Annotated in this window: 16 protein-coding genes; 4 read left to right on the top strand and 12 right to left on the bottom strand. The window is 58.9% G+C overall.

Features of this window, described 5'->3' with window-relative positions; all coding sequences use genetic code 11:
• Positions 1 to 62: 62 nt before the first annotated feature.
• Positions 63 to 437 carry a hypothetical protein gene (locus BAD_RS09115; RefSeq protein ID WP_143245392.1) on the bottom strand — a complete coding sequence of 125 codons (375 nt, stop codon included), beginning with the start codon at positions 435 to 437 and terminating at the stop codon, positions 63 to 65.
• Between the two features lie 442 nt (positions 438 to 879).
• Between BAD_RS09115 and BAD_RS08390 the strand changes: the two genes are divergently transcribed.
• Positions 880 to 2190, top strand: a complete 1311-nt coding sequence (locus BAD_RS08390; RefSeq protein WP_011743888.1) for a chloride channel protein — start codon at positions 880 to 882, stop codon at positions 2188 to 2190.
• A gap of 25 nt (positions 2191 to 2215) precedes the next feature.
• On the opposite strand, the gene BAD_RS08385 is transcribed toward BAD_RS08390, so the two are convergent.
• The gene (locus tag BAD_RS08385; RefSeq protein WP_011743887.1) at positions 2216 to 3556 is read right to left on the bottom strand and encodes an ATP-binding protein; all 1341 of its coding nucleotides are present in this window, start codon (positions 3554 to 3556) and stop codon (positions 2216 to 2218) included.
• Positions 3553 to 4308 (bottom strand): LytR/AlgR family response regulator transcription factor, encoded by a 756-nt coding sequence (locus BAD_RS08380; RefSeq protein WP_011743886.1) that lies wholly within the window; start codon positions 4306 to 4308, stop codon positions 3553 to 3555. The genes BAD_RS08385 and BAD_RS08380 overlap by 4 nt, the downstream gene beginning before the upstream one ends.
• Positions 4309 to 4598: 290 nt before the next feature.
• On the opposite strand from BAD_RS08380, the gene BAD_RS08375 reads away from it, so the two are divergent.
• On the top strand, positions 4599 to 5726 hold the full coding sequence (locus BAD_RS08375) for an ABC transporter ATP-binding protein (protein ID WP_003806539.1): 1128 nt from the start codon (positions 4599 to 4601) through the stop codon (positions 5724 to 5726).
• A gap of 246 nt (positions 5727 to 5972) precedes the next feature.
• Positions 5973 to 7385, top strand: a complete 1413-nt coding sequence (locus tag BAD_RS08370) for a DUF4032 domain-containing protein (RefSeq protein ID WP_011743885.1) — start codon at positions 5973 to 5975, stop codon at positions 7383 to 7385.
• A gap of 123 nt (positions 7386 to 7508) precedes the next feature.
• On the opposite strand, the gene rlmB is transcribed toward BAD_RS08370, so the two are convergent.
• Positions 7509 to 8504: a 23S rRNA (guanosine(2251)-2'-O)-methyltransferase RlmB gene (gene rlmB / locus BAD_RS08365; RefSeq protein WP_041777447.1), complete on the bottom strand. Its 996-nt coding sequence runs from the start codon at positions 8502 to 8504 to the stop codon at positions 7509 to 7511.
• A gap of 78 nt (positions 8505 to 8582) precedes the next feature.
• On the opposite strand from rlmB, the gene BAD_RS08360 reads away from it, so the two are divergent.
• The gene (locus BAD_RS08360) at positions 8583 to 9857 is read left to right on the top strand and encodes an MDR family MFS transporter (RefSeq protein ID WP_041777446.1); all 1275 of its coding nucleotides are present in this window, start codon (positions 8583 to 8585) and stop codon (positions 9855 to 9857) included.
• Between the two features lie 383 nt (positions 9858 to 10240).
• On the opposite strand, the gene BAD_RS09410 is transcribed toward BAD_RS08360, so the two are convergent.
• The 8 genes from BAD_RS09410 to bgaC form a co-directional block, all read right to left on the bottom strand.
• Positions 10241 to 10366: a hypothetical protein gene (locus tag BAD_RS09410; protein WP_256134736.1), complete on the bottom strand. Its 126-nt coding sequence runs from the start codon at positions 10364 to 10366 to the stop codon at positions 10241 to 10243.
• A 333-nt stretch (positions 10367 to 10699) separates the two neighbouring features.
• Positions 10700 to 11830, bottom strand: coding sequence for a glycoside hydrolase family 172 protein (locus tag BAD_RS08355; RefSeq protein ID WP_011743881.1), 1131 nt, complete (start codon positions 11828 to 11830; stop codon positions 10700 to 10702).
• A gap of 186 nt (positions 11831 to 12016) precedes the next feature.
• A complete protein-coding gene (locus BAD_RS08350) occupies positions 12017 to 12895 on the bottom strand; it encodes a carbohydrate ABC transporter permease (RefSeq protein ID WP_003806530.1) in 879 nt (292 codons plus the stop codon).
• Positions 12896 to 12956: 61 nt separating this feature from the next.
• Positions 12957 to 13892 carry a carbohydrate ABC transporter permease gene (locus BAD_RS08345; RefSeq protein WP_003806528.1) on the bottom strand — a complete coding sequence of 312 codons (936 nt, stop codon included), beginning with the start codon at positions 13890 to 13892 and terminating at the stop codon, positions 12957 to 12959.
• Positions 13893 to 14072: 180 nt separating this feature from the next.
• Positions 14073 to 15380, bottom strand: coding sequence for an ABC transporter substrate-binding protein (locus BAD_RS08340; RefSeq protein WP_011743880.1), 1308 nt, complete (start codon positions 15378 to 15380; stop codon positions 14073 to 14075).
• 254 nt (positions 15381 to 15634) lie between these two features.
• Positions 15635 to 16666, bottom strand: coding sequence for a LacI family DNA-binding transcriptional regulator (locus BAD_RS08335; protein ID WP_011743879.1), 1032 nt, complete (start codon positions 16664 to 16666; stop codon positions 15635 to 15637).
• Between the two features lie 160 nt (positions 16667 to 16826).
• Positions 16827 to 17684, bottom strand: coding sequence for an HdeD family acid-resistance protein (locus BAD_RS08330; protein WP_011743878.1), 858 nt, complete (start codon positions 17682 to 17684; stop codon positions 16827 to 16829).
• Positions 17685 to 17862: 178 nt separating this feature from the next.
• On the bottom strand, positions 17863 to 21012 hold the full coding sequence (bgaC, locus tag BAD_RS08325) for a beta-galactosidase BgaC (protein ID WP_011743877.1): 3150 nt from the start codon (positions 21010 to 21012) through the stop codon (positions 17863 to 17865).
• Between the last annotated feature and the right edge of the window lie 321 nt (positions 21013 to 21333).

Below are 21333 nucleotides of genomic sequence, written 5' to 3'. Positions count from 1 at the left end.
CTGATTTCTCTCTTCCCTTCCTTGTGCCCGTCCAGGTCTTCCCTTTTCCCTGGACGGGCTTTTCATATCTGTTCCGCGAATGAGCGCAGCCGACGCAGGCCTTCGCGCAGCTCATCCGCATCGCCGGCGAGTGCGCGGTCGAACACGTCGCGGATGCCGGAGCGGGGTACGGCTTTGACGGTGCTGGAAATAGGCATCGAAGGGTGTGATGGGGTTTGCGGCGGCGTTTGCGGGATCGCTTGCGCGGTTGTGCTGATGCTGGCCATGGCTTCTCTTTTCCGTATTGCGTTGATGCTTCGAATGAGCCGAACGAATATTGCGATTCCATCGATATCACGCTTATGAAAACGGCAAAACAGGAACATGACGCCAATATTTCCGGACTGCGGCGGTTGTGTTACGGGTGGATTCCTTCTCTGGTGCTCATGGTTGCTCATGTTTTCAACATGCGAGCCATGCACGTAACTCTTCTGCGTTTCACATTGCGGATTTGCGCTTTCCCTGGTGTGGCGGAGGTTTGATTTCCTTGTCTTTGGCTGTGGCGGAAATTATCTGTTTTGTGCAAAAACGGCGATTTGAAATTGTCTATTTTGCGCATCTTGTGTCTTGAATGCTATATATTCCAATATATTTGCCGCCGATGAATCTGCCGCTGTACGCCTTATGGTGTTTGGCGGATGTGGCCGGCCTTGTTGCCGAGGACGACGAGCCTGATCGGCCGTTCACTATGCAGACGCAAGTTGTGTGACTGACATTGGAATTCATGTTCTGGTGGGGGATATTGGCGCATAAATCCGCCGTGGGTGGAACGATGGTGATGCGGTAATACGAACCGATGAGACGGACTGAAGACGAGGTACACGCAACGTGAGAGAAGCAATGGTGTCGGAGCAATCGCAGGACGAGACGGAACAGCAGCCGACTATCGGACGTATTCCGGGGCTGATCGCTGCGGTGGCCATCGTCGGCATCGCCATTGGCGCGGCCGCGGGCCTGCTGACACTTATGCTGTACCAAGTCGAGCGTTTCGCGCTTGGATACATCGAGAATGCGCATGAATCCGGTCCCTTCAACGTGCCTGCCATCCGTCGTGCGATTTCCGTGACGGTCGGCGCCTCCATCGCGGCCGTGATCTGGTGGCTGCTGCGCACGCGTACCACAACAGTGCCATCCGTCAAGAAAGCCGTCGGTGGTGCGCTGATGCCGGTCTGGCAGACCATCGTACATGTGCTGCTGCAGATTTTTATCGTCGGTACCGGCATGTCGATCGGCCGCGAAGTGGCTCCGCGCGAGCTTGGCGCGATGTTCGGCCAGCGATTCGCCCGCTGGGTGCGTCTCGGCGCGAAGGACACGCGTATGCTGGTGGCCATTACCGCCGCGGCCGGTCTCGCGGGAGTCTACAACGCGCCGCTTGCCGGCACGTTCTTTGCGGTGGAGATCCTGCTCGCCGACGTGACGCTCGAGACGGTCACGCTCGCGTTCGCCTGCTCGGCGCTCGCCTCATGGGTGGCGAGCCTGGTCAAGGGCACGCACACGTTCTATTTGATCGGCAAGGCGAATGGCCTGTTTACCCCCGACTACATGGTGTTCGCGCTGATTGCCGGCTTGATGCTTGGCGTCGCCGGCGCGCTGTTCCGCCGCGGCTCCCAGTGGGCGGAGAAAAACAAGCCGTCCGGAGCGGGCATTCTGTGGATGATGCCGCTTGCCGGCCTGCTGACGGGCGTTGTGGCGATCGCCGTGCCGCAGGTGATGGGCAATGGCCGCGCCGCCGCGCAGCTGAGCTTCTCCTCGAAGGCCGATCTGGCCGTTATTCCGGTGTTGCTGCTGTCTTTCGTGGCCAAGGCGATCGTCACGTTGATGACGATTCGTTCCGGCGCTTCCGGTGGCGTGTTGCAGCCGGGCATCGCATTGGGCGCTTCCGGAGGCGCGATTCTGGGCATTCTTTGGATGCAGGTGTTCCACACGAATTCGATCGGCATGTATGCGCTGCTGGGTGCATGCGCGCTGCTTGCCGCCTCGCAGCAGGCGCCGTTGATGGCGATTTGCCTGGTGATGGAGTTGGCTGACGCTCCGATTAACCTGTTCGTGCCAATCGGCCTTGCGGTGGCCGTCAGCGCGTTCACCGCCTCCCGTCTGGCCAAGCCGCTTGCCGCTTGGCATCTACCGCGGGCGAAAGCTGCAGATCGTTAGCCTTCGCATTGCCGGCTCGCAATCCTCACATGGCCATCAGGCCGGTCTGACGGGGAAGCAGCACGGTGAGTACGAACCAGTGGTCGTTGGTGCGGATCGTCACCTCGCCGCCGTACTGTTGCGCGATGTGCCGAATCGACTTCACGCCGAAGCCATGCCGATGCTGGTCATCGCGCTTCGTGGTGCGCAGATTGCCCTCGGCATCTTTCTTCAGCCGCGAATCGTAATAATTCTCGATGCGGACCACGGTGAAGGAATTCTGCTCGAACAATGCCAGTTTGATGAGCCGCTGTTCCGGATCGGCCAGCTTCGACGTGGCTTCGATCGCATTGTCGATCGCATTGCCGAACAGCGAAGCGATATCCATCGACGACATGTTGGATAAGAGCGACCCATCCGCTACGGCGGTGAAACTGATGCCGCGATCGGCGCAAGTGCGCTCTTTTGTGGTGAGGATGACGTCAAGCACGGGATTGCCGGTATGCTGCTGGGCGCTGTAGCGCTGCACCGACTTCTCCAACTGCTCGAATCCTGCCGCCGCATGCTCCGGATCGACTTCGGCACGCAATGCCGCGATCTGATGCTTCAGATCGTGCGCGAGCCGACCAAGCGATTCGATGTTCTCCTTCGACTGCAGGTACTCCTGATGTTGGCTTTCCAGCTGCGCGTTGATTGACGCGATTTCCGCGCTCGCTTCAATGCGCCGAGCCTGCTCCTGTTGCGCGTATAGAATCGCGAATCCGCAGAAATCCACCAGTGTGCGGATGTAGAAGATTTCCTGGCCCATCGAACCGGAGAATGGCGTATTGGTCGAAATGAAGCTCAGGTTGCTCATGGCGAAGGTGACGATCGTGATGGCCACCGTCGCGGTCGCCGCGGAAGCCGTCGGCAACGTGGGCGCGGTCTGGCTGAAATTGCCGCGTTCTACCAGCCAGGCCAGGCCGAAACACAATGCGTAGGTGGCAACGAGCAGTAAGACGGCATGCCAATCGTAATCCGCGAATCGGCCGTTGCGCATGCCGATGAACGTGACGATCTGCCAATGCAGCGACGCCACCAGTTCGGCCAGTACGAACGCGCGCGCCGTGATGTACAGTCCTTCGCGTTTGCCGGTGCCGGCGCCGAACAGAATCGTCAGGTACATGCAGCCGAAGGCGAGCAGCATGCCGACGATCCAAAACCAGATCGGCATGCTGCCGTCGAAATACTGCACGGCGATGAGCGCCGCCAGTCCGATTGCGCTCACAACGACGGAGCGGCGCGGCGGCACGCGGCGGAACAGTACCGCGATATACACCACGCATGCCGCCCATTCGCAGATGGCGGTGTACGAACGGGGGATGTCGGGCAGCGCGTTGGTGATCATCGGCCGCCGCCCATGTAGTCGGCCAAGGCGGCGAGGAACGCTTTCTTCCGTGGTCTGCTCACGCGCAGCCGCTCGTCGTCGGACATGATGCAATCCTGGTCGGCAACGCCCGTCACATGCTTGAGATTGACCAGATAGCAGGAGTTCGAGCGGAAGAAGTGCCGGTCGGCGAGCTTGGCTTCCATGTCTTTGAGTGTGCCGTTGATAGAGTATTTGCCGTCAAGCGTGTGGATGACGATGGTGTGCCGGATCGACTCGAGATAAAGGATGTCCGTGAGATTCATCCTCATCTGCCCCTTGCCGGTTTCGATGAGCATGGAATCGTCGCCGTTGCGGCGCACCATGTCGATCGATTTCTTGAGCTCCTGCGAGAACGCGAACCATGGCAGCGGTTTGAGCAGGTAGGACAGGGCGCGCACTTCGTAGCCGCTGATGGCGTATTGCGGGGCCGCGGTGATGAAGATGATCACGACGTTGTCGTCGCGTTCGCGGATGCGGCGGGCGGCGGCCATGCCGTCTATCTCCTTCATTTCAATATCGAGCAGCAGAATGTCGTAAACGGGGGCATATTTCTCCACGATGCGCGCGCCGTCGTCGAATACGGAGACGGTGAATTGCTCGCCGGTCTCGCTTTGGTAGCGATTGAGGTAATCGAGTACCAATTGGCAGCTTGCAGGGTCGTCCTCGACGACTCCGATTCGGATATTGCGCACGATGAACCTCCACGTCTCACCGTTCAGACTACCGTCCATTCTCTCGCGGAATGAGGATATTGTGATGAAAAACCATCGATTTGAGGGGATGATAACCCCCTAATAGACTGTTTTGAGCGGTGAAAACCCGCGACACGCATTGACGATTCGGTTTGGGTGTGTATAGTAGGTCATGGCTCAACGAAGAGATCTTCGCTAAACCAACCAATAAGTAAACGCTTTGAATTGTGGCTTTGTCAAAGTAGTAAGCCGCGAGGATGGGCACCGAACAAAAATCCCTTTACAACGGATCGTGAGGCACGTACCTGCCTCTGAAAGGATGACAAATCATGGCAGAAGTCGTATTCGACCATGTTACTCGTATCTACCCGGGCAATGACAAGCCGTCTGTGGATGATCTGAACCTCGACATCAAGGATGGCGAATTCCTGGTGCTGGTCGGCCCGTCTGGTTGCGGTAAGTCTACGACCCTGCGTATGCTCGCAGGCCTCGAAGAGGTCAACAAGGGACGCATCCTCATCGGCGGCAAGGACGTCACCACGATGCAGCCGAAGGACCGCGACATCGCAATGGTGTTCCAGAACTACGCTCTGTATCCGCACATGACCGTCGCCGACAACATGGGCTTCGCCCTGAAGATCGCCGGCACCCCGAAGGAAGAGATCCGCAAGCGCGTCGAGAAGGCCGCTGAGATCCTCGACCTGACCGAGTACCTCGATCGTAAGCCGAAGGCTCTGTCTGGTGGTCAGCGTCAGCGCGTGGCTATGGGCCGTGCAATCGTCCGTGAGCCGAAGGTCTTCCTCATGGATGAGCCGCTGTCCAACCTCGACGCCAAGCTCCGTGTGCAGACCCGTACCCAGATCGCTGCTCTGCAGCGTCAGCTGGGTGTCACCACCCTGTACGTGACCCACGATCAGACCGAAGCTCTGACCATGGGTGATCGTATCGCCGTCATCAAGCTCGGCATTCTGCAGCAGGTCGGCGCTCCGACTGAGCTGTACGATCGTCCGGCCAACGTCTTCGTCGCTGGCTTCATCGGCTCCCCGTCGATGAACATCAACACCCACCCGGTGGTCAACGGCAAGGCAAAGATCGGCGAGGACACCGTGGATCTGCCGACTGAGGCCGTCAACAAGCTCACCGCCGAAGACAACGGCCAGATTGTGGTCGGCTTCCGTCCGGAAGACGCCTCCCTGGCTGCCCCGGATGAGGCCAACGCCTTCTCCCTCAAGGTCATGAACGTTGAGGATCTGGGCTCCGACGGCTACATCTACGGCAACATCATCACCGATGGCTCCGCTGCTGAGGCGTCCACCATGATGTCCGATCAGAACAAGCTCACCACGATTCGCGTGAACCCGCGTGCTCTTCCGAAGGTCGGCGATACCGTCAAGATCAAGATCGACCCGTCCAAGATGCACCTGTTCGCTCCGTCCACTGAGCTGCGTCTGAACTGAGACGATAACGAGTAACCAACCGTCGGGCGTTCCTTATGGAACGCTTGGCGGGTGGTTGAACCAATACTTGGCGGATGTGCAAACGTCCGTCAACCATTAAACGAGACATTCTCTTTCCTCTCTTATTGTCTCGTTGGAAAAGCCCCGCGTTGGTGCGGGGCTTTTCTTTTCCCGCTGTTCTCATCGTGACACTCGTAGTCCCTTTGCCGCCTGCCGTGGGTAGGTCAGCGGGTAAATTGAAGAGCTATGGAATCACATGAATTGCCACAGATGGATCCCCGTGTGCTTAAGGCCACTTCCGTGAAGGCCGAGGACCCCGCAGCGCAGAGCCCGGAGCCGCAGGCGTTGAAGATCACCGCGGCGAGCTCGAATCCGAAGATGTTCACGCTGCCGTGGGAGAAGCCGCTGGCAACATGGCCTGAGGACCTGCTGGTCAACCTGCCGCGAGGCATCTCCAGGCACGTGGTGCGTTTCGTGCACGTGGGCGACGAAGTCTACGCCATGAAGGAAATCACACGCAACGTGGCGGAACGCGAATACGAGCTGCTGCGCCGACTGCAGAAGCTGGAACTGCCTACCGTGCAGCCGATCGCCGTGGTCACCGGCCGCCATAATGCGCAAGGTGAGCCGCTGGAAGCCATCCTGGTCACCAAGCATCTGAAATTCTCGCTGCCGTACCGCGCGCTGTTCGCCCGCAACCTGCGTCCCGACACCGCCGAACGACTCATCGACGCGCTTGCCGTGCTGATGGTGCGTCTGCACCTGGCCGGCTTCTATTGGGGCGATGTGTCCCTGTCTAACGTGCTGTTCCTGCGTGACGCCGACGCTTTCTCCGCGTTCCTGGTGGACGCCGAAACCGGCGATCTGCAGGTGAACCTCACCGAAGGCCAGCGTGAATACGATGTGGATTTGGCCCGTACGAACATCATCGGCGAACTGATGGATCTGTCTTCCGGCGCATTGCTGCCGAGCAACGTGGACGAAATCGAAATCGGAAACCGCCTGGTGGACCGCTACCATTCGCTGTGGAGCGCGCTGACCGACACCGACAAGTTCAGCCCGGACGAGATGTGGAAGATCGAAAAGCGCGTCAACAAGCTCAACGAACTGGGCTTCGACGTGGACGAGCTGGAAATGAAGACCGCCGAGGACGGCAAGCGCGTGCTGGTGCGTCCGCGCGTGGTGGACGCCGGCTACGCCAACCGCAAGCTGCTGCGACTGACCGGTCTTGACGTGCAGGAGAACCAGGCCCGCCGTCTGCTCAACGATCTGGACGCCTACCGCACCTCCACGTGGCGTGATGGCGAGGATCTCGAAATCGTGGCCACCGACTGGATGCGCGAGGTGTTCGAGCCGACCGTGCGCATGATTCCGCACGAATACCGCTCCCAGATTGAGCCGGCGCAGTTCTTCCATGAGGTACTCGACCATCGTTGGTTCCTTGCGGAGAAGGCCGGCCACGACGTGTCCATGACCGAAGCCGTGAAGAGCTATGTGGAGAACGTGCTGCCGCAGTACAAGCTCGATCAGAAGGATTTGGACGTGTTGAACGACGAAGCCGATTCCGGCGTGATCGACGACGAATACACGTACAACGATCCCGATGACGACGGCTACAACCCCGACGACGATCCCGACGCGGCGGTGTGGAGCCACTGATTCTGCACGTTAGCATGGTCCGTAATTGCTGGAGCCTCTAACACAAGAAAAGCTCAGGAAAACAAAAGAAGCTCAAGCTGGAAAAGCTTGAGCTTCTTTGTATGTATCGCAAATATATAACGATTACTTGGCTGCGGCAGCCGCTTCACGACGTGCGCGCGCCACGGCGTACAGCGTGATGCCGGCCGCGACGGACGCGTTCAGCGACTCGACCATATTCGACATCGGAATGCCGGCGATGGAATCGCAAGCCTCTCGTACCAGACGGCTCAGGCCGTTGCCTTCCGAGCCGAGCACAACCACCAGCGGATCGGTTTCGAAACCGGTTTCGCCGACGAGCGCATCGCCGCCGCCGTCAAGACCGACGCTGTAGTAGCCGCGTTCCTTCAGGCTTTCGATCGCCTTCGTCAGATTCACCACGCGAGCCACTGGCATATGCGCGGCGGCGCCCGCCGACACCTTCCATGCGGCGGCGGTGACCGAAGCGGAACGACGTTCCGGCAGAATCACGCCGTTCGCGCCGAATGCGGCCGCGGAACGGATGACCGCGCCGAGGTTCTGCGGATCGGTGACGCCGTCCAGTGCGATGAACAGCGGACGTGCCGCGATGCGCGCGCTTTCCGAATCGGCTGCTTCCATGGCACGCGCCTTCTTATCGGCGCGGTCCACGAGCTCTGCCAGCGAGGAATACTGGAACGGTTGCGCCTTCAGCACCACGCCCTGATGGTTCGACGAGCGTGCGATACGGTCCATTTCGAGCCTGTCGGCTTCCAGCAGATGCAGTCCGTGGATGCCGGCGAGACGCACGATTTCGCGCGTGCGATCGTCATGCTCGATACGTGCCGCCACATACAGCGTGGTTGCCGGCACGCCACAACGCAGCGCCTCAAGCACCGCGTTACGGCCGATGACCAGATCGTCGGATTCCGAAGTGAACTTCGCCACGCGACGACGTGCCGCCAGTCGCGGATCGGCCATCTTGCGGCGATCCGCCGCCTTCTTCGCCTTGTAAGCCTTGTGATATACGCGATCTTCGGCCTTGGGAGTCGGCCCCTTGCCCTTCAGCGCGTTACGATGCTTTCCGCCCGACCCCTTGGTCGGTCCTTTTTTCATTGCCATAGTTGTCCATTGTCCCAGCACCCCGGGAAAAGGCGGCGGCTTCGCGTCTGCTCGATATTGCTCGATATGATGGCAAGAATGGAGAAGAACAAAGAGATTTTCGGATTGCCCCTCATGTTCTGGGGTCTGTGGGTCACGCTGCTTATTCTGTGGATGGGCCGCTTCGTCACGTCGTTCCTCTCCATGTACCTCGTTTCCGACATGCATGTGAGCGCGGGCGTGGCTGGCACTATCGTCTCCATGTACGGTTTCGGCGGTATTTTCGGCTGCCTGTACGGTGGTGCGCTGTCTGACCGATTCGGGCGCCCCGCGATGATTGTTATCGGCAATCTCGGTTCCGCGGTGATGCTGGTTTTGTTGGCTTGTATCGGCAATCCTTGGATTATGGCGATTACGTTGCTGATATACGGTGCGATTTCATCTATGCCGACGCCTGCGGTCGCGGCTTACGTTTCCGACGTGGTGCCGTTTCGCAAGCAGAAGCGTGCGTATTCGCTGCAAACATGGGCTGCGAATTTCGGCTTCGCTATCGGCCCGATCATCGCCAACCAGCTTGTCAAAATCTCCTATTCGCTGATGTTCTATGCGGAAGCGGCTGTGTTGGTATTCGCTACGTTGCTGATGATGGCATTCTTCAAAGAGGCCGGGCTGGGCGTGCACGGTGTCGGACGGTCTGTGAAACGCTTCGTGGAACGTTCTGGCACTGCGCAAACGGCTCAATCGCAGCAATCGAAATTCTCCATTTGGCGCAGCTATCGTCGTGCCTGCACCGACAAAGCGCTCATGTCGATGGTGGTGCTGATGTTCCTGTACACGCTGGCGTATTACCAGATTGTCAGCGGACTTCCGATTTCGATGACGCAGATTGGGCTTGGTACGGACGAATATTCCAGCCTGCTGACCATCAACGGAGGCATTCTGTGTTTGCTGCAGATTCCTGCGATCGCGCTGTTCCAGCGGATGAGCAACACCCGTGTGCTGGTGCTGGGCATGTCCATTACTGCGGTTGGCTATGCGTTCCAAATCGGCGCCGATTCGTGGGTGACGTTCGCGATTGCGACCGTGCTGTGGACGCTCGGCGAGCTTGGCACATTCCCGATTGCCGCTACGACGGTGGCGAATATCGCGCCGAAGGATGTACGCGGCACGTATCAGGGCTTGTACAACCTGGTGTGGTCGCTATCCAACGCGTTTTCGCCGCTTGTCGGAGGCTGGATTTTGAACGCGTTCGGCAGTCACGTGCTGTGGACCTGCTGCACGGTGATGTTCGTAATTGTGGCGATTGGTTTCTACGTGACGCGCGGCCCCCGCGAACGCGCCGCAGCCCGCAATCTTGCGATGGAGGAACTGTAGCGGTTGCGCTGCGCAGGTGGCGTGCGGTAGATACGCCACCGAACTTGCCAGACAACTTAACATAACTTAACAGCAACTTCGCATCTGTTAAGTTCGCTGGTAAGTTGCTGTTAAGTTCGTGCGAAGTTAACGGAAAGCGATGTATTGGCGTGATTGTGTGGCACAAATAATGGACATTGCCGGCAAGACAGGGGTGCATGTGCGCGTATGAAAAAGCGGGAGGCCGCGATTCGGTTGGATCGCGGCCTCCCGCTATGCGATTTAAAAAATCGGAAAGAAGAGAATCGGTGCCGCAGCGTTCGCTGCGGCGGTGCCTTGCCTCACGCGGTCTGTTTCAAAGAGATGGCCTGACGCGGTTCGGCTTGCCTTCCTGCTTGAAGGTCTTACTTGTTGAGGACCTTCTTCATCAGATCAGCGGAAGCCTTGGCAAGTGCGAACTGGCCGAAGCCCGGATCGATGGAAGCGAGGTTGGAGTTGAGGATCTGGTTGAAAGTGTCGTTGTTCTTCATGATGTTTCCTTTCGGACGACCGCCTGGTTTCTTGCTTCTTTTTTTCTTCTCTACATCGTGCGGTGCGTCGCTATTGTGTTGTTTTTCTTGTTCTTCGTTCTTCTGTTGTTTTTCTGTTGTGCCTTTACTATACGCACGTCGGTATGCGTCTGGCATGCCGCAATCGTCATTTCTATTGTAAAATCATCGGGTTATCTTGAAGAAAATGTGATTACTGTGCCCGCATAACAACACAATCGCCGTATCGTACGCTGACACGAGACGGAACATATCCATTCCCATGTCAACGCACGATACGGCGATATCGGCGTAAATCAGCGGAATAATCGTAAATCAGCGGGGCTGACGGAAGTGACGGTCACCGATTGGATCGAACGGCGTGTGCGGTTCAAGCTGGTACCAGTATGCCACCGACGCGACGTCATCCTGCCGCTCGAAATTGCCGGCTTCCTCGGTGCCGATCTGCTGCCAGGTGACGCGCAGGTCAGAATCGAAATAAATCGGATCCGGAATGTGCCAGCGGTACAGGCCGCGCATGACGGGTGTGGCCACATCCCAGTAGTCGCTTTCGCGGTGCGCGGCGAGGCGTTGCGAATAGAACGGGAATCCCAGGTACGGTCCGGTGAACGTGTTCTCGCGCATGCGGCCGTGCTCGTCGAAGTCGGCGAAACTCCACGCGCCGCCGAAGTAGTCTTCCGCTCCGGTGCTGCACCACGTCGGGTACTGTTCATCGCCGTCGATGTACATTTTGACTTCGCCTTCGCCCCACCAGCGGCTTTCCAGCGCGGTCAGCGCAAGGTAGGTGCCGATGTACGCGCCATGGCCGTGCACATTGTCGAGAATCGTGTAGTCACGGGCAATTTCGGTGACGCGTTCGCGGCGCCACTGCGCATGGAAGCGCATCGCATCGGCTGGCAGCGCGTCGTATTCCGTGTAGTCGATTTGGTAGAAGAAGGCCGGCACGTCCTCGTTGTGATCGTTGCGCAGCACAATGCGCGCGTGCTCGAACGGCATGGCGAAATAGCAGTTGAAACCTCGATTTGGCACCACCATGATCGGGATGGAATTGATACGGCAGGCCTGTGCGTGACCGCAGCAGAAGAAATCGCCGATCGGGCACTGCACGGACGGCGTCTCCTCGCCATCCCAATAGAATTCGAGGATGAGATTGCGCAGTACGTTCGGACCGGTCGGGGAAGTGCGGTCGGTGACCGTCATCCAAATGTGGCGAATCACGCCCGGGCCATCGACGTCCATCAGCGTGACCGAATCGCCCGCCTTGATCGTCTGGATGCAAGGGCTGCCCTTACGTGACGGGCCGAGCGCGCTGGCAGCGGTGGCTGCAGTGCCCTTGCCGCCGGTCGGGTTTTCGGCGTTGACGCAACGTGTACGGCCGTGGTCCGTCGCGATTGCTAGCGAATCGAGGGCACCGTTGCCGAAACCGGAAGTCGCCATAGTATTCATTGTTCTCTCCTTTGTTAAACAGCTTGGGAAACGCGGAAATGGGTGCGCCGCCTACCACTACCGACTATCGTAGATCCCCCTTGCAGTGGGCGCGTCGATAATGCCGGCTACGGTGCTGAAAGCCGCCGCGGCCGGTTGTATCTGTTTTTGCGTTATTTCACAACATCCCAGCGTTGTTGGGTCGCGTTACTTCACTGCACCGGCGGTGATACCCTGCGACAGCTTGCGCTGGAAGATGATGAAGAAGATGATGGTCGGGATGATGCTCAGCAGCGAAGCCGATGCCAGCGTGGTCGCTTCCATGGTGCGCTGGCCCTGCAGGGTGGCGAGTGCCAGCGGAATGGTCTGTACGTCATCGCTCATGAGGAACGCCATCGGAATCATGTATTCGTTCCACGTCCACACGAAGAAGAACACGAACAGCACGCTGATGGTCGGCCAAGAAATTGGCAGCACCACCTTGCGCAGGATTTGCCAGCGAGAGGCGCCGTCGATGGCCGCGGCCTCAAGGATGGCCTGCGGGAACGTGCCGTATACGGAGGACAGCAGATAGGTGCCGTAGGCGCTTTGGATGATGGTGAAGATGATGATGATCGCGAGTTTGGTGTTGTACAGACCGACCTGCTTGAACATGGTGTACAGCGGGTAGAGCAGCGCTTCCTGCGGCATCATGTTGGCGAGCATGATGCCGAGCACGATCCAGGTGTTGCCCTTGACCTTGCCGATGCCGAGCGCGAAGGAGTTGAGCACCGACAGCACGACCGCCGCGACAGCCACCACTAGGGAGATGATGAAGCTGTTCCAGAACTTCAGCGGGAAGTTGGTGGTAGTCCAGAAGGAGATGATGCCTTCCATGGTGAAGTGCTTCGGCAGGGAGAGCGGGCCGGTGGCGTTGTAATCGGCGGAGGTCTTGAACGCGTTGACGGTCAGGACGAGCAGCGGGAACAGGACGAGCAGAGCTCCGGCGACGAGCAGGATCAGGGTGATCCAGTCACCTGCGGAACGCACGTGCTGCGTTTTCTTCGAGGCCTTGCGCGCGGCGGCCGTGGACATGGAATAAGTCATGATGGCACCTTTGCTTTTCGGATTTTTAGTATGTTCTTGCGATTGTTTTTCGGGTTTTCTCTCAGACGAGTTCCTTCTCGACGTGCTTCTGCACGAGGGTGAACACGATGGAGAAGACGATGATTACCACAGTCAGCGCTGTGGAGATTGCGGCACCGTAGCCCACCTGCTGCACCTGGAAGAACTGGTTGTAGGAGTAGTACGACGGAACCGTGGTGGAGGTGCCCGGACCGCCCTTGGTGAGCAGGTAGACCGGAGCGAAGGTCTTCAGTGCGCCGATGGTTGCGGTGAGGATGACCACCAGCAGTTCAGGGATGATGGACGGCAGGGTGACCACGCGGAACTTCTGCCACCAGTTGGCGCCGTCAAGACCTGCGGCCTCGTAGAGTTCCGGATCGACGCGCTGCAGGCCCGACATGAAGATGACGATCGGGTAGCCGAGCTGGATCCACACCAGGATGAACATGAGGATCGGCAGTGCGCTGTCAGGGCTGCCCAGCCAGTTGTGCTGCAATGCACCCAAGCCGATCTTGGCGAGCAGTGCGTTGACGGCACCGTCCTCCGGGCGGAAGATCCAGCCCATGATGATTGCGGCGACGGCCACCGGAAGCAGCTGCGGCAAATAGAACAGCGCGCGCAGGAAGGAAGCGGTTTTGCCGCCGAACTTCTTTTGGATCACGTCGGTGAGCAGAGACGAGATGAACAGGCCGAGGATGGTAGGGATGACCACGATAGCCACGATGATCCAGAACGAGTTAGCGAAGGAAATCCAGAACGTCGAATCGGAGAACAGGCGTTTCCAGTTTTTCAGGCCGACCCACTTGACGGGACCGACGCCACGCCAGCGGGTGAAGCTCAGGTAGATGTTCCAGATGAACGGAACAACAACTACCGCGAACAGACCGATGAGGCCGGGGATGAGGTATGGAACGAATTTCGCGGAGCGGTTGCCGGGAAGTCTCGACATGGAGGCTTCGTGCTTGGTCTTTTGAGACATTGCAAGTCCTTTGAAATATTGATGATCCGAGGGATTTCCGATGGATTGTTCTGTGATGACGCACGATTTGGCGCGATGCGACGTGCGGAATGTATGGGGGAGGAAAGGGTTGGTGCGGTCCGCCCGAAGACGGGCCGCACCATTATTGGAGTTGGAATGGAAAGGAAGGATCGGTTGTTTTTAGTTGTTCTTGACGCCCATGTCCTCGATGCCGGTGTCGTACTTCTCGTGGATGTTCTTGAGCACGTCTGCCGGCTTCTTGGTGCCGTTGACCAGCTCCTGGAACTCCGCTGGAACCGCGTCGGTGAGGTTGGAGGCCGCGTAATCCGGGTAGTAGCTGAGCTTGCCGTCCTTGGCGTAGGAATCGTATTCCTCGATCATGGCCTTGCTCTTCGCGTCGGTGATCTTGCTGGTGTCTGCCGCTACCGGAATGCCGCCTGCGTTGCCGAGGAAGTTCTGCACATCATCGGAGAGGACGTAGTCGATGAACTTGGCGGACAGATCCTTGTGGTGCGACTTCTCAGGAATCACCAGCAGGTTGCCTGCGCAGCCGACTGCGTAGTTGGATTCCGGCATGACGGCCGCGTCCCAATCGAACGACTTGATCTGCTTGACGAAACGGCCCTGGTTCCAAGTACCAGTCTGGTAGATCGGATATTCGTCCTTGATGAAGGCCTGCGTGGTGTCCTCGGCCTTCATGCCAGTGGCGTTGCGGGAGATGAAGCCCTTGTCAAGCCACTCGTTGATGGTCTTGACGGAGTTGGTCAGCACTTTGGAATTCCAGTCGACGTCACCCCTGTACAGCTGCCAGTTGTCGATGAACTTGGAGTCGGCATTCTTGGAAACGAGCTGCCACCACAGCCACATCACGCCGTATTCCTGCGCGTCGGCTGCAATCGGGGTCACGCCGGCGTCCACGAACTTCTGGCAGGCGTCCACGAACTCGTCGTAGGTGGTCGGAATCTTGATGTTGTACTTGGCGAACAGGTCCTTGTTGTAGTAGACGCGCTGGAATTCAGCGTAGCTGGTCATACCGTACCAGGTATCGCCGTCCATGATGCCGTTCTCGTCGTACTTGGCGACTGCTGCGTTTGCGCCGGTCACCTTCTTGTCCCAGCCGTACTGCTTGACATAGTCGCCGAGGTCGGTGAGCAGGCCCATGGTGGAGAGCACGCCGGCGGAGCCGTTGCCGCGGTTGGATTCCATGAGGTCCGGGGCTTCGTCGGAGTTCAGGAATTGGCTGCCGTTCTGCGCGATCTGGGTGAAGGACTTGCGCTCGAAGTTGATCTTGACGCCGGTCTCTTTTTCGAAGGCCTTGGCCGCGCGACGCCAAGCCTGAGTCTGGCCTGCGTCGTCCTCTTCGTAATACCAGAACGACAGGCTGTCCGGCTTTTCCTCGTCCTGTGCGGTATCGCTACCACATGCGGCGAGGGAGGTCAGCGACAGTGCTGCGATGGCCAGCGTGGCCAGTCCTCGTTTGATGTTCATTGCTATTCTCCTTGTTTCCTTCTTGAGGCGCGCCCTGCGGCACGGCTCACATCTGGTTGTATTGAAACGTTTCGATGACGTGCGTGCGATTCCGCGGTCCGTTTGGATTCGCCGGATTTCGCCCGGCTTGTTCGTTTGTTCGGTTTCTTCGGAGACCGTTATATCGTCATTGAAACGTTTCGATTATCCGTATGAAATTATGTTGCCTTGCGATTCCGTCCGGCCGCTCTGCCTTCCGGTAATCGCAGGAAAATCTATATTGTTCCGCCGGACCCCGCTTCCGCAACGGATCCGCGTCGCTTCAGCGCGGGTTCGATGAGTTCCACGGAACCTTTGATGTCGGTGTGCTCCTCGATGGCGGAGACCAACAGGTTCATGGCTTCGGCGCACAGCTCCTCCGGCATGACCGGCATTTCGGTGATGGGGAAGCGCGTCGGCTCGCCTTCGAAATACGTGCCGCACGACAGGACCGAAACGTCCTGCGGAATCGACATGCCCGCGTTGTGCAACGCCATCAGCACCTGGCTGAGGACGCTTGCGTTCGCTTGGTTGATGATGGCGGTCGGGCGGTCGGGGTGCGCGAAGACGGTGCTGACGAAGTGCTGCGCGTCGAAGCTGTCCGCTTCGTAATGTTCGGATTCGATGACCGTCATGCCGAGCTCCTTCGCGTGCGCCAGCAGGCTTTCGCGGAAGATGACGACGTAACCGGAATGGCGGTTGTAGTCGGATTCGTTGTTGCGCAGGAACACGATGGTGCGGTGTCCCTTCTCGTACAGGAAGTCGACGGCCTTGCGGCCCATCAGCGCGAAATCGATGTCCACGCAGGCGCAGCCGGCGTGCGACGACGGATAGCCGATAGCCACGCACGGCTTGGAAAAAGTGCCGGATTGAGCGGCGCGCTCGTCATCCTGCTCTACGTCGAGCAGCACGATGCCATCCGCAAGATTGCTTTGCGTCACGCGGCGGATATCCTTCACTGCATCCGGACCGGTCAGCAACATCACGTCATACCCTGCATTCCTTGCGGCCCATGCGGTGCGCAGGAAGTAGGCGTTGTACCTGGCCTGGTTGATGTCGCCTCGAATCGGGGCGCTCAACGCGATGATCTGGTTGCGCATGCCGCGCATCTTACGGGCGCTGGCGTCCGGAGTGTAACCGAGCTTCTCTACGGCGGCCATGACTTTGTCGGTGGTTTTCGCAGAGATTGAACGCTTGCCGGATAGTACATAGGAGACGGTGCTGGCGGAAACTCCCGCTTCGCGGGCCACGTCTTTGATGCCTGCCATGCGTCTCGCCTCCCTCTTGTGCCGTTCTATCCGCTATTTATCGAATCGTTTCGTCGAAACGTTTCACTTAGCATAGCGCGACTATAAAATCATGTCAATCGTACGGCACGTCGCGTTCTCCCGTATGGGTTTATCGCCTATACGGGAGAACTACGCGTAGTTAGCGCTTCTTGCCGGACTTGCCGACCTTGCCAAACGTGAACGCGCGGACGATCGCCACAATGCCAAGTGCAACCAACGCGCATCCGCCAAACAGAATCAGCCAACCGGTGGAGGCCAGCGGGCTGAACAGCATGATGCAGCCGGCCACAATCGAAATCAGCGCGTAAATCACAGCCCATGCGGAACTTGGCATATGCCACGACTCAACCAGCGCCATCACGCCTTCCATCATCCAGCCGAGGCCCACCACCATAGTGACGAGCACTGCCAGCATGGCGCCGGACAGGGTCGCATTCTTCAGCATGACCACGCCACCGACTGTCAGCAACAGGCCGACCAGAATGTCAAGCACGCGCCAGCCTCCCGGCAGACCGAGCTCCACAATTGCGGTGACGATACGGATCACCCCGGAAATCACGAAATACGCGCCCAACGCAACCGCGGCGATCTTCAGCGTCACCCCCGGCCAGATGAGTAGCGCAATGCCGAGCACAATCGCCATCACGCCGAGCACGCCATACACACCGCGAATGGCATTCTTCGCGCGTTGCGGCAGCCACGATTCCACCAACTTGAACGGGCTTACCGGCTCCCACTCGCCACTGTCGTTGCTATGGCTATTCGGGTCGTAACCATACGGATTACCGTACGGATATCCATACGGATTGCCGTAGGGGTTGCCATATGGATTGCCGGAATAGCGAGGGGTCTGCTCGGCATCTGGTCCGCCGCTTTGTGGACCGTCCTGCTGTTGCGATTGCTGTGCTTGCTGGCTCGGTGCATAGGCGCCGTATCCCGGCTGCGGTGGTTGACTGGGGTCATTGGGATTGCCGGGATTCATATTTGGATAGCTCATGATGCCCTCCTTCAGAAAAACATGCTTTGAGGCGTCGTTTGCTTCAAAGACGTGCTTTCATTTTAGGCACCCTGCCTGTTTTCAGCCATCAACAGAATCGGCCGGCCTGCCTATTGGCAAGTCGGCCGGAATTATGCCGCGAATCGGCGGTTATGCTTGAGGCTGAAGCTGGCTTAGCTTAGAACAGCTTGAGCTGAACGTTGAGGCTGAGCGGCTGGTCGGCGGGCAGCTGGTACTGCTCATGCACCGGCGACATCCACGAATCGTCGCCGCCGACGCCCATTTGCGCGGCCAGCAGACGCAGGAACATGTGACGCGGCTTCGGCAGCTCATCCTGATGCAGCGCCTCTTCCAGCATCGTGCTCGAATACGGCAGTAGGCTCATCGCGAACGGCTTTGCGCCGGCACCGCGCTTCACGCGCACACCGTGGCCGGAATCGTCCGTGATCTCCGCCCAACGCACATCCTCATGATTGCCGGTTTCCTGCGGCAGCAGGTACGGCGCGCAATCATCGCCAGCCGTCGTGCTCCATACACCCAGCTTCGCGTGCCTGCGGTCGGCGTACGTCTCTTCCGGACCGGCGCCGTAGAATCGCAGGTTCGCATATTCCACCGGCAGCGCCCATTCGATACCGAACGCCGGAATCGTTGGCAGATCGCCGTTCTTCTCGCCTGGATACTCGACGTCGAGCGAAACGAGGCCGGCCGTGTCGGCAACGTAACGGACCGTCACTTTCGTGCGCTGCGGAATCGCCAATTCGTACGTATACGTGGCTTCCACGGCATTTTCTCCACGATTTGCGATCGCGCAGTCGACGCAACGCGCATACTTTCCTGCGACCGCCCACGCGGCACGTTCGAAAGCGTGTCCAGCACCGCGATCGTTGTCCGTCAGCGGACGGAACGTGGTGATCGACGGGCGGCGCAGCACGAATTCGCGCTCGCCGAACGTATATGAAACCATACCCCCTTGTGTGCGGGAGAACAGTGCTTCACGACCCTGTCCGCGCACGCCGGCGTTCCAGCGGCCAAGGGTGACGGTGCCGTCGGCCGGAGCTCCGGCCGCGTCAACGGCATCTGCAGTGGTCTTCGCACCTGCCACCACGCACTGGCCGAACGCCAGCTCGTAGCCGGCCGGTGCCCAATCGCAAGCGTTGCCAAGCTGCTGCGATACCTCCAAAACCAGCTCTTCGGCGTTGCTGCGGTAGTCATCAACCGGCCAATCGACTTCGAATGAAGCGCTCTCGCCGGCGGCCACGTCGAAACGGCGCGTAGTCGACCATACCGGCTTGCCGTCGGCCAAAATCCGCAGCACGAAGCGATAATCGCCCGTAGACACGAACAGATTGTCGTTCGTAATACGCGCTTCATCGACCGAAACCGCAATTTTCACGTTCGCATACAGCTGCTTGACTTCCTGCGCTTTCGGCGAGGGGGTGCGGTCGGCGAACAGCAGGCCGTCGCCGGAGAATTCGTAATCGCTTGGACGATCGCCGAAATCGCCGCCGTAGCACATGCGTGTCGTGCCGTCGGGCAGCTTGGTCTCGATTGCCTGGTCGATGAAATCCCAAATGAAACCGCCCTGGTACATCGGGTAGCGTTCCAACGCCGTGTATTCGTCCATATTGCCGCACGAATTGCCCATTGCGTGCATGTATTCGCAGGAAATGTACGGCTTCTTTGGACCGTCCGTATGTGCCGGGCTGCCGTCGTTCAGATAGCGTTCGATTTCGTCAGCATGCGCGTACATACGGCTTTCGATGTCCGTCACATCCTCGAATTCGCGCATGTGCACGGAACCCTCGTAATGTACCGGACGATTCGGATCAATCGTGTGCGCGTGGCGATACATCGCACGAAAAACCTCGCCCGCGCTCGACTCGTTGCCAAGCGACCAGATCAGCACGCTCGGATGGTTGTAATCGCGGCGCATCATGCTGTTGATGCGGTCCACGCACGCGCCCTCCCATTCGGGGCGGCTGCCGGGGATGCCGTCTTCAGGACGCTCGACATTGTTTGCCACCCACGTGCCGTGCGTCTCCATATTCGTCTCGTCGATCAGATACAGACCGTACTCGTCGCACAGGTCGTACCAATACTCCTGGTTGGGGTAGTGGGAGGTGCGGATGGCGTTGATGTTGTGCCGCTTGCAGAAGACCACGTCGGAAAGCATGTCCTCGCGGGTGATCGCGCGGCCGCGCTTCGCATCGAATTCGTGGCGGTCCGCGCCCTTGAACACGATGCGCTTGCCGTTGATCGTCATGATGCCGTTTTCGATGCGGAACGTGCGGAAGCCGATCTTCTGCGTCACGGTTTCGATGATGGCGCCGTCATGTCCGACGACGCGTACGGTCAGCGTGTACAGCGTCGGCGATTCCGCGCTCCACGGTGCGATGTTCGTCATTTTGCCGGAATTAAGGGCGATTTCGCCGTTGCAGGCCTGCGTTGATTCCCATACGACATTTCCGTCGCCGTCGCGCAGCGTGCTTTCGATAGTCATCGCGTCGGCGGGGTTGCGCAAGGTGAGTGCCGCGTTGAGTTCGGCGGTGTCGGCCGTACCGGCGGTGTCGGCTGCGGTGTAGTCGGCTTCAAGCTGCACGGTTTCGACGTGCGTATGCGGCTGGGCGGCGAGCTCGACGGTGCGGAACAGGCCGTGCAGTCGCCAGAAATCCTGGTCTTCCAGCCAAGAGGCGCTCGAATATTCGTAGCAGGCGACGGTGAGCGTATGCTCGGCTTCGGGGGAATCGGCGGCGTTGCCATTGCCGTTTCGCAGCGCTTCCGTCACATCGAATTCGCTCGGCGTGAATCCGTCCTCGCCGTAACCCACGAACGTGCCGTCAAGCCATACGTAGATCGCGGTGGCGGCACCGTGGAAGGTGAGGCTGACCGTGCCGTCGTTTTCCAGCGTGCGCGCAAGCTGCGCGTCGAGCGCGAATCGACGGCGGTAGATCGCCACATGGTTGTTTTCCGGAATATTTGGCGCCTGCGGATCCTCGTGACCGTCCCACGGATATTGGATGTTGACGTACTTGTTCTTGAGATAGCCGGCCATCTGCAAGTGGCCCGGCACCTCGATCGCGCCGAAATCGCCATCCTCGAAATCGACGGCCGCGAACGGAGCGCTTTCCACGTCCACGTTGCGCGCTTGTTCGATACGAACCTTCCATTCGCCGTCGAGGCTCTGCTTCGGCTCGCGCGTCTCGCCGATGACATATCGGTGGCTGGAATGTGCCGGCTTGCGGTTCGCTGCGAACACCGTCGGATCGGTGAGCCAGCTTGCACTTGCCGTGGTTGCATGTACGATTGCGAGTTCGGCTGTATCTGCCATCTTGCATCCCCCTGTATTACTTGGTGTCACTGCATCGTTGCGGTTGCGCCGTGCGATGTTGCACGACCGTTTAGTAATGAATTTTACTAACTGCCGATAATATATCATACTTCATGGTATCGTGCACCCGTCGCGTGCCATGCATCGTTCCGCCACATGTCCATTTTTCACACGCCGAGGATGTGCGATAATAACAGGATGCGCCGATGGCGTCCGCCCGGTGCCCACAACCGCGCAGCGTTGCCTCGCCTTTGCAAAATGCTTGCGATTCCGCGGATTTTCGATTTCCGCGATTCGAGGCATACGTAAGACGGGGGAGAG

Source organism: Bifidobacterium adolescentis ATCC 15703, from assembly GCF_000010425.1.
Taxonomy (GTDB): domain Bacteria; phylum Actinomycetota; class Actinomycetes; order Actinomycetales; family Bifidobacteriaceae; genus Bifidobacterium; species Bifidobacterium adolescentis.
Note: the sequence above shows the minus strand (reverse complement) of the source record. Positions and strands in the feature narration are given on the sequence as shown.